This window comes from Roseobacter sp. MH60115 (assembly GCF_015644665.1).
In the GTDB taxonomy this organism is placed as follows: domain Bacteria; phylum Pseudomonadota; class Alphaproteobacteria; order Rhodobacterales; family Rhodobacteraceae; genus Roseobacter.
Map to the genome: position 1 here is coordinate 516,648 of NZ_JADOBQ010000004.1, position 13,012 is coordinate 529,659.

The window sequence follows — 13,012 nt, forward strand, 5'->3', positions numbered from 1 at the left end:
GCTTAGCGGGGCGGGCGGGCCGCCTCAAGAGCTTATCGCTTGCCAATCCAGCAGTGCCGCTTTACCCCTGATCATACCTCGGGGGGCCTTTCAGGCTGAGATGTGCGCACGCGCGGACCCGTAGAACCTGAACCGGTTAAGACCGGCGGAGGGAAGGTGAGCTTGATCATCCTCTCATCCGTTCGTCGCATTTGAAAGGATTGATCATGCGGAGAACCCTACTTGCCACAACGCTGCTGCTGGCCACGCAGGCCGGGGCCGATACCTCGGTGCTGACCGTCTATGCAGGCGACTATTTTACGTCGGAATGGGGCCCGGGCCCCAAGATCGAAGCGGGCTTCGAAGAGATCTGCAACTGCGACCTGCAATTCTCCACGGGCGATCTGCTGCCGCGCCTCCTGCTCGAAGGTGAGCGGACCAAGGCAGATGTGGTGATTGGCCTGACCTCTGACGTGACCGCCAAGGCCCGCGCCACGGGTCTCTTTGCCCCGCATGGGCAGGATAATGCTGCCCTGACGCTGCCGATTGACTGGGGCGATGACACCTTCCTGCCCTTCAACTACGGGCACACGGCCTTCATCTACAATGAAACCATGATGGATGCCCCGCCCGCCAGTTTTGATGCGCTGCTCGAGATGGACGACGACGTCAAACTGGTCATCCAGGACCCGCGCACCTCAATCTCGGGCCTGGCGCTCGTACTCTGGGTCGAGGCGGTCTACGGCGATAAATCCGCGGATGTCTGGGCCAAACTCGCGCCCAAAATCCTGACCGTGACCAAGGACTGGTCCGCCAGCTACGGCATGTTCACCGATGGCGAGGTGGATATGGTGTTGAGCTACACCACCTCGCCCGCCTACCACATGTTTGCCGAAGAGGATTTCACGAAAAAGGCGGCGATCTTCCCGGAAGGCCACTACTTCATGGTCGAAACCGTGGGCAAGATTGCCAAGACCGACGCGCCGGAACTGGCGGACGCCTTCATGGCCTATGTGCTCTCCACGGATTTTCAGCAAATGATCCCGACGGCCAACTGGTCCTTGCCTTCGGCGCTGCCCGAAGATCAGTGGCCAGAAGGGTGGGCACAACTGCCGTTGCCGGAAAAGGTCCTCTTCTACTCGGAAGAAGAAGCTGAAAGCCGCAAAGACCAGGCCATCGAGACATGGCGCAACGCGCTCAGCCAGTAATCGGTACCACAGGGGTCATCGCGGGCGGCTTTGTCGTTGCGGTGGTCGTGCTGTCTTTTGTCGGGCTGGGGCTGCGCGCTGAAGTGGGCCGTGGGCTTGGCCCGGCGGAATGGGCGGCGATCCGGTTCACGGTGGTTCAGTCCGCATGGTCGGCGGTGATCTCCGTCATCTGCGCAATCCCACTTGCTCGCGCACTGGCCCGCCGCTGGTTCTGGGGGCGGGGGGCGCTGATCACGCTTCTGGGCGCGCCTTTCATTCTGCCGGTCATTGTGGCGGTCCTTGGCCTTCTCACCGTCTTTGGCCGGACCGGGTGGGTGAATGAGGTGCTGGGAGCCCTTGGGCTGCCCGGCCTGTCGATTTACGGGCTGCATGGCGTGGTGCTGGCCCATGTGTTCTTCAACCTGCCGCTGGCCACACGCCTGTTATTGCAGGGATGGCAAAGCATCCCCGCGGAACGGTTCCGCCTTGCCGCCCAGCTTGATCTGCCGCCGGCGATGATCCGTCGTACGCTAGAATACCCCCTGTTGTTGCAGGTTGTGCCCGGTGCTGCGGCCCTGATCTTCGTGATCTGCCTGACCAGCTTTGCCGTGGCACTGACACTGGGCGGGGGGCCCCGCGCCACCACCATTGAACTGGCCATTTACCAGGCCTTTCGGTTCGATTTCGACCTCGCCCGGGCGTCGTTGCTTTCCATCATCCAGCTTCTGTTGGCGGGGAGCGCTGCGCTGATCGCGCTCTGGGTCCTTCCGAACTTCCCGCTGACCGCCGGGCTGGATCGAAAGCTGCGCCGCTGGGATGCGCGCGGCGGGATGCAACGGGCGTTGGACACGGGTATCATCGCCTTGGGCAGCGCTTTTCTGCTGCTGCCCTTGATGGCCATCCTATTGGCGGGTCTGCAGGGCTTGCCGGAAATGCCCTGGGTCGTCTGGAAGACAGCGGGCAATTCACTGGGCGTTGCGGTGCTGAGCATCGCGGTGCTGCTGGCGATTGCCCTGCCCATGGCCGGATGGATCAGCACCCGGCGGGCCGGAGGGGCGGAAGCCATCGGCCTGATTGGTCTCTCGGCCTCCCCGCTGATGATCGGCACTGGCTGGTTCATCCTGATCAACCCCATCGCGGATCCGGTGCCGCTGGCCTTGCCGGTCACCGCGCTGATAAATGCGCTGATGGCATTGCCCTTTGCCCTGCGCATTTTGGTGCCGCCCCTGCGCGAGGTGCTGACAACCTATGACCGGCTGACCCGGTCACTTGGCATGCAGGGCTGGTCCGCGTGGCGCTGGCTGGTGTTGCCACGGTTGCGGGCGCAGATCGGCTTTGCCGCGGGTCTTACCGGTGCGCTGTCTGTTGGAGATCTGGGGGTCATCGCGCTTTTTGCCGATCCCGATCGCGCCACGCTACCCTTGCAGATGTACCGGCTGATGGGGGCCTACCGGACAGAGGCGGCGGCGGGGGCGGCGCTGTTGCTGCTTGCCATGGCGCTGGGGCTGTTCTGGATATGCGACAAGGGAGGCCGCTGGGGTGCTGAGGCTTGAGACCATTCGGATCGCCCAGGGCGATTTCGCGCTGGAGGCGGATTTCGAGATCGCGCCGGGACGCAAGACTGCCGTGATCGGTCCCTCTGGCGCTGGTAAATCGACGTTGTTGGGCGCCATCGGAGGCTTTCTGCCGCTCGCCGCGGGGCGGCTTTGGTGGCAGGACCGGGATATCACCCACACGGCACCGGGACGGCGGCCGATTGCGATGCTGTTTCAGGACAACAATCTCTTTCCGCATCTCAGTATTGCGCAGAATATCGGCTTGGGCATCCGGCCTGATCTGAAGCTGACGCTAGAAGACAATGCACGCGTTGATCTTGCATTGGAGCGGGTGGGCCTGGGGGGCATGTCCGCGCGCAAACCCGGCGCGCTTTCGGGCGGGCAGCAAAGCCGCGCCGCTCTTGCGCGGGTGCTGGTTCAGGATCGCCCGGTGATCCTGCTGGACGAGCCCTTTGCCGCCCTCGGTCCGGCACTCCGGCAGGAAATGCTCGATCTGGTGCAGGAATTGAGCGCGGAGGCAGAGGCCACATTGCTCATGGTCACCCACGACCCTGCAGACGTGCGGCGGATCGCGGATGATGTGATTTTTGTTGAAGGTGGGCGGGCTGCGGCCCCACAACCCGCCAAGTCGCTTTTGGAGGATCCACCCCCCGCCTTGCGCGCCTATTTGGGATAGGGTCGTCTGCTGTCAGGCGCCACCGCCCGGCACATGTGCCGGGCAGCGCCCGTGCCCCTTCGATGGGGGCAAGGGCGCTTCTCTTCCCTGAGATTGTGCACGGTCTGACGTCTTAGGCCGCGTCCGCGCGCAGCGCTGCACGGGCCTTCAGGATCCCAAGTGCGGCCTCTGCGGCCTCGCGCCCCTTCTCGAGGAAATGCGCACGATAGATAGCATTGTGGTGTTCGGTCTCCTGATACTGATGCGGGGTCAGCGAGACCGACAGCACCGGCACGCCGGTATCGAGGCCCACGCGCATCAGCCCGTCGACAACCGATTGCGCCACAAAATCATGGCGATAAATGCCGCCGTCCACGACAAAGGCGGCGCAGACAACAGCGGCATAGGTTCCGGTAAGGGCCAGGTCGCGCGCCATCAGCGGCATCTCGAACGCGCCGGGCACGTCAAACACATCGACCTCCCTGGCGGGGATGGTCTGGGTAAAACCGTCATAGGCGCGGTCCACGATATCTGCGTGCCACTGCGCTTTGACAAAGGCGAAACGGGTGTGTGTCATGTTGATCTCCTTTAGGTTCAGACACGTCCACCCAAGGCGATCACGACTGCGCGCAGGCCAAAGACCCACGTGCATCCGCATTCTCTTTCATCCGGACTATGACCGTCGGCTCTGGCCTCTCACCAGATCTGCTGGACCAAGGGATTTCCGCAGAGAAATCCCTTGCGCTCGCGGGCTCAAAGGTCTCCGATAGCCGGAGCCTTCATACCGCCGGTGGGGAATTCCGCCCCGCCCTGAGAATGCGCTGAGCTTGCCAATATGTCGGAAAGCCTGCAAGAGGAATCATACCCATTCTGAAGGCTGGACCGCATGCACCCCAATCCCGTTTTCCATACCCATGAAGCTGCTGCAAATCTTGCCTATGCCCGTGATCGCGCCTTTGGAATTCTGGCGGTCGGCGGGGCAGAGGGGCCATGGATGTCGCATATCCCGTTCCTGCTGGATGACGCAGGCGACACGCTGTGGCTGCACTTGTTGCGGTCCAATCCGATTGCGCGGGCGTTGAAAGACGGGCCTGCTGCGGCCCGGATCGCGGTCTCCGGCCCCGACAGCTACGTGTCGCCGGACTGGTACGATGTGGTGGATCAAGTGCCCACATGGAACTATGTGGCCGTGCATCTGACCGGGATGTTGGAATTGCGCCCCCAGGATGAATTGCACGATCTGCTTGATCGCCAGTCCGCGTTTTTCGAGGATCGCCTCTTGCCCAAAACGCCCTGGACGCCGTCGAAAATGTCGGATGGTGTGATGGAGCGGATGATGCGCGCGATCGTGCCCTGCCGGATGCGCGTGACCGGCGTGGATGGTACATGGAAGCTCAACCAGAACAAGCCCGACGACGTGCGGATGCGCGCAGCCGATCATGTGGAAGCTTACGGTATCGGCACGGATCTGACCGTTCTGGCGGCCCTGATGCGCGGGGCCAATGGACAGGGCGCATAGCTCTGCTAGTGTCCGCATCACCGGAAAAGGATAGGCTCATGAAACTCTTTCATTCCCCCGCATCACCGTTTGTGCGCAAGGTCGTTGTTCTGCTGCACGAATTGGACAAGGCGGATGAGGTCGAGCTGGCAGGTGTGACATCGACGGCCTTTGCCTCAGACGAGGGTCTCGCCGCCAGCAACCCGCTGGCCAAACTGCCCGCACTGGTCCGTGACAACGGCACAACGCTTTATGACAGCCGGGTGATTACCGCCTTCCTCAACGATCTCTATGGCGGCAAGATGTATCCTGCAGGCACCTCGCGCTGGGAAACACTGACGCTTGAGGCGACAGGAGATGGCATGATGGATTGCGCGGTTTCCATGGCCTATGAGATGCGCCTGCGTCCGGAAGAGATGCAGTATGGCGACTGGATCGAGGCGCAATGGGCCAAGGTGGCGCGCGCGATATCCGTGCTGAACGCCCGCTGGATGAGCCATCTCTCCGGACCCATCGACATGGGCCATATCTCGGTTGCCTGTGCCTTGTCCTATGTCGATTTCCGCCATGGTGCGCGGAACTGGCGGACGGGCAATGAGGCTCTGGCCGCCTGGCATGCACAGTTTGATTCGCGGGCGTCCATGCAGGCGACCCAGCCGCCTGCGGGCTGAAATCTTGTGGGGATTAACGACTTTCGTGGAAGATAAGCCTAAAAAACGCTGAAAGTGGTTGCGCCTGCGACCCTTTGCGCGGTTTTGATTACTGGACGCCACGGAAGCACGGCGCTACATACCCGCTGGAGAAAGGCTGCGCATTGCGCGGCCAAACGGATTATTGGCCGGTCCCCGGCCCTGGAAATGGAGCAAAGCCGTGTCCCACGCAGAAGATCACGAAGGCACCCGGAGGGATTTCCTTTACTATGCCACAGGCGGCGCCGGCGTTATCGCCACGGGTGCAGCTGTCTGGCCGCTGGTCAACCAGATGAACCCTTCCGCTGACGTGCGTGCGCTTTCTTCGATCCGTGTCGATGTGAGCGAGGTAGAGCCCGGCACACAGCTGACCGTGAAGTGGCTGGGCAAGCCGGTGTTCATTCGTCGCCGGACCGAAGAAGAAATCTCGGCCGCGCGCGATGTTGAGCTGAGCGATCTGCCGGATCAGGGCGCCGAGAACGCGAATATCGCTGCGGACGCTGATGCGTCCGATGAAAACCGCGCACTGGATGAAACCGGTGAATGGCTGGTGATGATGGGCGTGTGTACGCACCTTGGCTGCGTGCCTCTGGGCGACGCGGGCGACTTTGGCGGCTGGTTCTGCCCCTGCCACGGGTCGCACTACGACACCGCAGGCCGCATTCGTAAAGGCCCGGCACCGACAAACCTGCCGGTACCCACAGCAGAATTCGTGGATGAAACCACGATCAAACTCGGTTAAGGGAGAAACCTGATGGCTGGAATTCCTCACGACCATTACGAGCCAAAATCCGGCGGTGAAAAGTGGCTGCACAGCCGCCTGCCGATTGTCGGGCTCATGTATGACACATTGATGATCCCCACACCGAAGAACCTGAACTGGATGTGGATCTGGGGCATCGTTCTGACCTTCGTGCTGGTGCTGCAAATCGTGACCGGTATCGTACTGGTGATGCACTACACCCCGCACGTCGACCACGCGTTTTCGTCGGTCGAGCACATCATGCGCAACGTGAACGGCGGCTATATGCTGCGATATCTGCACCAGAATGGCGCGTCCCTGTTCTTTGTGGCGGTCTACGCGCACATCCTTCGCGGTCTTTACTACGGATCTTACAAATCCCCGCGCGAGATTACCTGGATCATCGGTATGCTGATCTATCTGATGATGATGGGCACAGCCTTCATGGGCTACGTACTGCCCTGGGGCCAGATGTCCTTCTGGGGTGCAACCGTGATCACTGGTCTCTTCGGCGCTATCCCGTTCATCGGTGAAGCCCTGCAGACGTGGCTTCTGGGTGGGCCAGCGGTGGACAATGCCACGCTGAACCGCTTTTTCTCGCTGCACTATCTTCTGCCTTTTGTGATCCTCGGCCTCGTCGTGGTTCACATCTGGGCCTTCCACACCACGGGCAACAACAACCCCACAGGGGTTGAGGTACGGCGCACGTCGAAGGAAGAAGCGGAGAAAGACACCCTGCCGTTCTGGCCCTACTTTGTGATCAAGGATCTCTTTGCCCTGGCGGTTATTCTGGCGGTTTTCTTCGCTGTTGTCGGTTTCATGCCGAACTACCTCGGACACCCGGATAACTACATCGAAGCGAACCCCCTGGCGACGCCAGCGCATATCGTACCCGAATGGTACTTCCTGCCGTTCTACGCGATCCTGCGGGCCTTTGATGATACGGTCTGGGCAGTACAGTTCGCCTCCTTCATCACCGGTGGAATCATCGACGCCAAGTTCTTCGGTGTGCTGGCGATGTTCGGCTCGATCGCTGTGATGGCGCTTGTGCCGTGGCTTGATACCTCGTCGGTACGTTCCGCGCGGTATCGGCCGATGCTGAAGTGGTGGTTCTGGCTGTTTGTCGTGAACTTCTTCGTCCTGATGTGGGTGGGTGCGATGCCCGCCGAGGGTATCTACCCGATCATCGCTCTGATTGGCTCTGCCTATTGGTTCGCATACTTCCTGATCATCCTGCCGCTTCTTGGCGTGATCGAGAAACCCGTCGCGCAACCGGCCACCATCGAAGATGACTTCACCTCGCACTATCCGAAGTCTTCGGACGCCACGCCTGCTGAATAAAGGACCAAAGATCATGTTCAGAACTCTTACACTCAGTGCTGTGGCGGCCTTCGGTCTGGCCACAGCCGGTCTGGCGGCTGGCGCCTATGACACGCATATCGAAGACTTCGATTTCTCCTTCGAAGGTCCATTCGGCACATATGACCAGAACCAGTTGCAACGCGGTCTGCAGGTTTACACGGAAGTCTGTGCCGCCTGCCACGGCCTGAAATTCGTACCGATCCGCTCGTTGTCCGAAGAGGGCGGTCCCTCGATGCCCGAGGATCAGGTGCGTGCCTACGCGGAAAACTTCGAAGTCTTCGATCCTGAGCTGGATGATTTCCGCACGGCGCTCCCCTCGGATCACTTCCCGGCATCCGGTCTCGAAAATGCACCGGACCTGAGCTTGATGGCAAAGGCACGGGCAGGCTTTCACGGGCCATACGGTCTGGGGATCAACCAATTCTTCAAAGGCATCGGCGGACCAGAATACATCGCTTCCCTGCTGACCGGGTACACCGGTGAGGAGAAAGAAGAAGCCGGTGTGATCCTCTATGAGAACAAGGCGTTCCCGGGAGGATGGATTTCCATGGCGCCGCCGCTTTATGGCGAGGACGTTGAATATGCGGATGGGCATGAGAATGACATTCACCACATCGCCGAGGACGTATCGGCCTTTCTGATGTGGACGGCGGAGCCGAAGATGATGGCCCGCAAGCAGGCGGGCTTTGCAGGTGTGATGCTGCTCACACTTCTGTCTGTCCTGCTCTACCTGACCAACAAACGCCTCTGGGCACCGGTCAAGGGCAAGGATCTCAGCTAACCTCAGCTTTCGACGGTCGGACAAAAAAACCCCCCGTGCGAGATCGCGCGGGGGGTTTTCTGTCTGCGCCTTCGTAGGAAGGCTAATGACAGACCCTGGGGAGAGTCAGAATTAGGTGGTCCGAGGTCTCACGACTAGTTGGCAGCTAAACGCGTCTTTCGCCGTGATCTCATTCCTGTCCCGTACCGTTGAATTTTTTTCGTACCCGCTGTGTGCCCCGTAATTCAGGGCAGTTACTCGCTACCGGTCACCACTAATGCATTAGCAATACGTCAATTGGGAATCGCCGTATGTGAACTGGGTCACATTGGCCAAATTCTTTCCGATTTTTTTGCCGTGGCTGGGCGCGAAAAAATGCACCCAGTCTGGCCTGTGTTACCGCAGATCCCATCTTGATTGTCAGTGTTACAGCCATCTCAACCTCACCCCTCTCAGAAGCGACGGTGAAATTTCTCGACCATGGACTGGGCGGCGCGGAACTCGCGGTCCGCCTCCACCAGCCAGGCAAGCATTGTCCTGACCGGGGATGTCGACGGCGTAACCCTCGCACGGTCGGTCTGTTTTTCACTGCGGCGTGTCATCTTAAAGCCCCTTTTTGCCGTACACCCCCGAAATTGCGGTGGTGTCAGATCAGGACTTTCTGTCCCAACCTGTCCTCAAGATGCAGCAAAATCGAATCGGGGTCTGTGAAGCGGTTCACATGGGGCGCGATTAAATCTGATGTAAGTCCGCCATGACCTGCAAAGCGTTCCGGTCAAGAACGCGAACCCCGCCGCGCGACGCTTCGATCACGCCCGCGCGTTTCCACAAGGACAGGGTCTTGGAAACGGCTTCGCGGGTGGCGCCGACAAATTCAGCCAATTCCGACTGTGACAGAGGCAGTATGGCCAGTTGCCTTGACCCGTCCACCGTCAGGTAGAGGATCTTTCTGGCCAGTCGCGCAGGCATCGGCAGAAAGACCTGTTCGTTGAGCTGGCTGCTCATCCAGCGCATCCGTTCGCCCGCCAGTTGGATCATGTCGATGCCCAGATCGGGCGCCTTGCGGATCGCACGCAGCATGTCGGCGTTCTTGACACCGCGCAGGCGTGTTGGTTCGAGAGCGGTCACTGTGGCGGTGCGCGTGCCGGGATCGAACAGCGCGATCTCACCAAAGAGCGCGCCGGGCCGCATCACGTCCAGCGACAGCTTGCGCCCTTCGCGTGACAGCACGCTGAATTCCAGCGAGCCGGAGACGATTGCATAGAGCGTCTCGCCAATGTCGCCCTGCTCGAACAGGACCTCACCTTCGTCCAGGGACACTTCTGTCGCGACAGAGGCCATCAGGTTGGACAAATCCTGAGACGCATGGGCCAGGAACCCGGTTTTTGGCAATGTGACTGTGTCCATCGAGGTTTCTTTCTTTCCTGACGCCTGGTGTTCAGAACTGCCAAGCGTACCTTGCCACGTGGAGCCTTTCAATCAAAACGGGAGCCTCCGTCTATGGTGAAAGCGCTGTACCTGCGGGTTTGATGTGAATGATCGATCCGTGCCGGTCACATGCGACAAAAGCCCCCGACCCGGGTTTCAAAGGTTGCTCCGAACCCGGAAAGTGCGGCACGCAATGCATCATTGGACGGGCCATAGACCGTAAAGCGCTCTGGTGCGAAGGCTGCCAGAAACCGATCTGCGAAATGTGCCCCGAAGTTTTGCAAATGGAGCAAGGCAGCATCGTTGTCTGCATAGCGCTCCAGCACCGTGCACCGCGTCTTGTCCTCCGTCAGATGGTAGTCATAGACCAGTGCGCCGGGCTCATTGGCCTGGGTCGCGGCAACCATTTCGTCAATCAATGGCTGGACACCGTCGTACATGCCGTCCTGGATGGTCATTTCCAGGACCCATTCAATGTGATCTTCCAATACACCTCTCCCACAAGGTGTTTCCAGAGTAGCGAGCATCCCGGCGTGTTGTCACGAGAATTCTAGTGTCGCAGAGAGCCGGACGTCCGGATCAGGCCAGGAGCGCGTCCGTGCTGTGATCGGTGGTTGTCAGCGTCACGATGGACCCTTCGACCTGCGGTGTTGCGACCTCGACCGGGCAGAATTGTTCGGTGCGCCCCATAGTCGGGCTTTCCATCAGCACGTGATGTTGTCGGTTGGTCTGACTTTGTAGGTGACGCTGGACCTGCGCCGCACCGACCTCTCGCAGCCGCGCGGCACGCTGCTTGATCACGGCTCCGTCAACCGCCGGCATACGCGCGGCGGGCGTGCCGGGACGGGCGGAGTAGGGGAAGACGTGCAGCCACGTCAGATCGCATTCGGTCACCAGCGCCAGCGAATTCTGGAACATCGCTTCGGTTTCGGTCGGAAAGCCCGCGATGATATCTGCCCCAAAGGTCATATCAGGGCGCAGCTTGCGCGCCTCCTCGGCAAAGCGGATTGCGTCGTCCCGCAGGTGCCGCCGTTTCATCCGCTTCAGGATCATATTGTCGCCATGCTGCAGGGAGAGGTGCAGGTGGGGCATCAGGCGTGGCTCGGTTGCGATGGCCATCATGAGGTTCTCATCCACCTCGATACTGTCGATGGAGCTGATCCTCAGGCGGGGCAGATCCGGCACAAGGCGCAGGATGCGCATGACCAGATCCCCCAGTTTCGGCGTGGCAGGCAGATCCGCCCCCCAGCTTGTCAGATCTACGCCGGTCAGGACGACCTCGTTGTAACCCTTATCGACCAGTCGCTTGATCTGATCGACCACCACGCCAGCAGGTACGGACCGCGAATTGCCACGACCGTAGGGGATGATGCAGAAGGTGCAGCGGTGATCGCAGCCGTTTTGCACCTGCACATAAGCGCGGCTGCGCGTGCCAAAGCCGTCGATCAGGTGACCTGCCGTTTCGGTCACGGACATGATGTCGTCGACCTGCAAAGCCTCGGTGTCACCGATGAAATCCGTCGCCAGCGATTGCCAGGTCGCGCCTTGCATCTTTTCAGTATTGCCGATCACGGCATCAACCTCGGGCATCTGCGCAAAGGTCTCCGGTTCGGTTTGCGCGGCACACCCCGTCACGATCAACCGGGCATCAGGATGGGCGCGGCGCAGCTTGCGAATGTCCTGACGGGCCTTGCGCACAGCCTCTGCTGTCACGGCGCAGGTGTTCACAACAACCGCGTCGCTCAGGCCTGCCGCGTCGGCGAGCTCCTTCATGGCCTCGGTCTCATAGGCGTTCAAGCGGCAGCCCATGGTGGAGAAAACAGGCGCATTCATGATAGAGACGCCAAGAATTCCGGGGTCAAAACCCCGCTGAAGACATGTGTGGTGGGACCGGTCATCCAGACACCGTCGTCGCGCCAGTCGACATAGAGGGTACCGCCGTCCAGATCGATCCGCACCGACCGCCCGGTGAGCCCGCGGCGGGCCGCTGCGACGGCAGTCGCACAGCTCGAAGACCCGGAGGCCAGCGTGATGCCCACGCCACGCTCCCACACACGCATGCGAATGTGGTCCGGCCGAATGATCTGCGCCACCTGTACATTGGTGCGTTCGGGATAGAAGGGGTGGTGTTCGTGTGCAGCGCCGAAGGCAGCCAGATCGATCGTGTCCACATCCTCGACAAAGAAGGTGCAATGCGGGTTGCCCATGCCCGTGGCGACCGGTGCGCCCTCAATCGGTAAGGAGAGCGTATCCATCGCCCGCGCAAGCGGTACGTCAGCCCACTCCAACTGCGGGTGCCCCATGTTCACCGAGGTCAGGCCATCGCCCATGTCCCGCGCCTCCAGCGCGCCGCGCTCGGTTGTCAGGTGCAGCTTGTCCTGACCGGTTTCCTGCATGACATGATGGGCGACACAGCGGGTGGCATTTCCGCAGGCGGCGGCCCCCGATCCATCGGCGTTGAAAAAGGTCAGATGCAGCGCGTCGGCACCGTTTGTCATGACCGCGAGCTGGTCAAACCCGACCCCGCGATGCCGGTCGCCGAGCGCACGCGCGAGATCCGGCGTGACGTCGATTTTCTGCGCGCGCGCATCCAGCACAACAAAGTCGTTGCCAAGCCCGTGCATCTTCATGAAGGGCAATCCGGTATGATCATCGCTGCGCATTTCGGCCATATAAGCTGATGCTGCAAAACTATCCAGTATGTCCTTGCGAAAACACCAAATAAGGGCTTGACCCTCCCCCGGCGCCTTTCTAAGTAAGCGCTCTAGTGGGCCGTTAGCTCAGTTGGTAGAGCAACTGACTTTTAATCAGTGGGTCGCAGGTTCGAATCCTGCACGGCTCACCACTAAATCAAATAAAATCAGCGACTTGACGTCGGGTGCGTGCTCGCATTTGCCCAGCGCAGCGATGCTGGGGGACATATGGGGGACAAACGACCTCATCTGGACAGTTATCGTGCATACGGAAGGCGGGGTTATTCGCGACCCGCTACTGATGGCTCTTTGTAAGATTAGTGGCGAGGCAAGCCTTTGGCCCGGCTAAGCTCGTTTTCCTTGCAGCAGACGGATCTGTTTCCGCAGTGAGCCCAATTTGACCAATGCTGTTGTGGCCATGAAAGGCAGCTTTGGCGCGTCCATATGCTGCGACACAAAGAAC

At 60.4% G+C, this 13,012-nt stretch carries 14 protein-coding genes, 1 tRNA gene and 2 riboswitches; of the genes, 9 read left to right on the plus strand and 6 right to left on the minus strand.

Annotated features, from left to right (window positions below):
- Positions 1-69 precede the first annotated feature (69 nt).
- Positions 70-171: riboswitch (TPP riboswitch) on the plus strand.
- A gap of 35 nt (positions 172-206) precedes the next feature.
- Genes ISX84_RS15585 through ISX84_RS15595 form a run of 3 tightly spaced genes read left to right on the plus strand, consistent with a single transcriptional unit; the run spans position 207 to position 3,398 of the window.
- Positions 207-1,187, plus strand: a complete 981-nt coding sequence (locus tag ISX84_RS15585; protein WP_195821291.1) for a thiamine ABC transporter substrate-binding protein — start codon at positions 207-209, stop codon at positions 1,185-1,187.
- Positions 1,163-2,719 carry a thiamine/thiamine pyrophosphate ABC transporter permease ThiP gene (locus tag ISX84_RS15590; RefSeq protein WP_195821292.1) on the plus strand — a complete coding sequence of 519 codons (1,557 nt, stop codon included), beginning with the start codon at positions 1,163-1,165 and terminating at the stop codon, positions 2,717-2,719. Before ISX84_RS15585 ends, ISX84_RS15590 begins: the two co-directional genes overlap by 25 nt.
- A complete protein-coding gene (locus tag ISX84_RS15595; RefSeq protein WP_195821293.1) occupies positions 2,706-3,398 on the plus strand; it encodes a thiamine ABC transporter ATP-binding protein in 693 nt (230 codons plus the stop codon). Before ISX84_RS15590 ends, ISX84_RS15595 begins: the two co-directional genes overlap by 14 nt.
- Positions 3,399-3,510: 112 nt before the next feature.
- On the opposite strand, the gene ISX84_RS15600 is transcribed toward ISX84_RS15595, so the two are convergent.
- The gene (locus tag ISX84_RS15600) at positions 3,511-3,954 is read right to left on the minus strand and encodes a 6,7-dimethyl-8-ribityllumazine synthase (protein ID WP_195821294.1); all 444 of its coding nucleotides are present in this window, start codon (positions 3,952-3,954) and stop codon (positions 3,511-3,513) included.
- Between the two features lie 75 nt (positions 3,955-4,029).
- Positions 4,030-4,199: riboswitch (FMN riboswitch) on the minus strand.
- Positions 4,200-4,263: 64 nt separating this feature from the next.
- Here ISX84_RS15600 and ISX84_RS15605 point away from each other — a divergent pair.
- The 5 genes from ISX84_RS15605 to ISX84_RS15625 all read left to right on the plus strand — a co-directional run bounded on the left by ISX84_RS15605 (position 4,264) and on the right by ISX84_RS15625 (position 8,449).
- Entirely contained in the window at positions 4,264-4,896 is a 633-nt protein-coding gene (locus ISX84_RS15605) for an FMN-binding negative transcriptional regulator (protein WP_195821295.1), read from the plus strand.
- A 38-nt stretch (positions 4,897-4,934) separates the two neighbouring features.
- Entirely contained in the window at positions 4,935-5,546 is a 612-nt protein-coding gene (locus ISX84_RS15610) for a glutathione S-transferase (RefSeq protein ID WP_195821296.1), read from the plus strand.
- Positions 5,547-5,745: 199 nt separating this feature from the next.
- On the plus strand, positions 5,746-6,306 hold the full coding sequence (petA, locus tag ISX84_RS15615; protein ID WP_195821297.1) for a ubiquinol-cytochrome c reductase iron-sulfur subunit: 561 nt from the start codon (positions 5,746-5,748) through the stop codon (positions 6,304-6,306).
- A 12-nt stretch (positions 6,307-6,318) separates the two neighbouring features.
- Complete coding sequence (gene petB, locus ISX84_RS15620) at positions 6,319-7,647, plus strand: cytochrome b (protein ID WP_195821298.1); 1,329 nt, start codon at positions 6,319-6,321, stop codon at positions 7,645-7,647.
- Between the two features lie 13 nt (positions 7,648-7,660).
- Positions 7,661-8,449, plus strand: coding sequence for a cytochrome c1 (locus ISX84_RS15625; RefSeq protein ID WP_195821299.1), 789 nt, complete (start codon positions 7,661-7,663; stop codon positions 8,447-8,449).
- A gap of 431 nt (positions 8,450-8,880) precedes the next feature.
- On the opposite strand, the gene ISX84_RS15630 is transcribed toward ISX84_RS15625, so the two are convergent.
- The 5 genes from ISX84_RS15630 to dapF all read right to left on the minus strand — a co-directional run bounded on the left by ISX84_RS15630 (position 8,881) and on the right by dapF (position 12,519).
- Positions 8,881-9,030, minus strand: coding sequence for a hypothetical protein (locus ISX84_RS15630; protein WP_195821300.1), 150 nt, complete (start codon positions 9,028-9,030; stop codon positions 8,881-8,883).
- A gap of 130 nt (positions 9,031-9,160) precedes the next feature.
- On the minus strand, positions 9,161-9,835 hold the full coding sequence (locus ISX84_RS15635; RefSeq protein WP_195821301.1) for a Crp/Fnr family transcriptional regulator: 675 nt from the start codon (positions 9,833-9,835) through the stop codon (positions 9,161-9,163).
- Positions 9,836-9,981: 146 nt separating this feature from the next.
- The gene (locus ISX84_RS15640) at positions 9,982-10,344 is read right to left on the minus strand and encodes a putative quinol monooxygenase (RefSeq protein ID WP_195821302.1); all 363 of its coding nucleotides are present in this window, start codon (positions 10,342-10,344) and stop codon (positions 9,982-9,984) included.
- Positions 10,345-10,435: 91 nt separating this feature from the next.
- On the minus strand, positions 10,436-11,689 hold the full coding sequence (gene mtaB / locus ISX84_RS15645; RefSeq protein ID WP_195821303.1) for a tRNA (N(6)-L-threonylcarbamoyladenosine(37)-C(2))-methylthiotransferase MtaB: 1,254 nt from the start codon (positions 11,687-11,689) through the stop codon (positions 10,436-10,438).
- Positions 11,686-12,519: a diaminopimelate epimerase gene (dapF, locus tag ISX84_RS15650; protein WP_195821339.1), complete on the minus strand. Its 834-nt coding sequence runs from the start codon at positions 12,517-12,519 to the stop codon at positions 11,686-11,688. Before dapF ends, mtaB begins: the two co-directional genes overlap by 4 nt.
- A 106-nt stretch (positions 12,520-12,625) precedes the next feature.
- On the opposite strand from dapF, the gene ISX84_RS15655 reads away from it, so the two are divergent.
- Positions 12,626-12,701, plus strand: a tRNA-Lys gene (locus ISX84_RS15655).
- Positions 12,702-13,012: the final 311 nt, after the last annotated feature.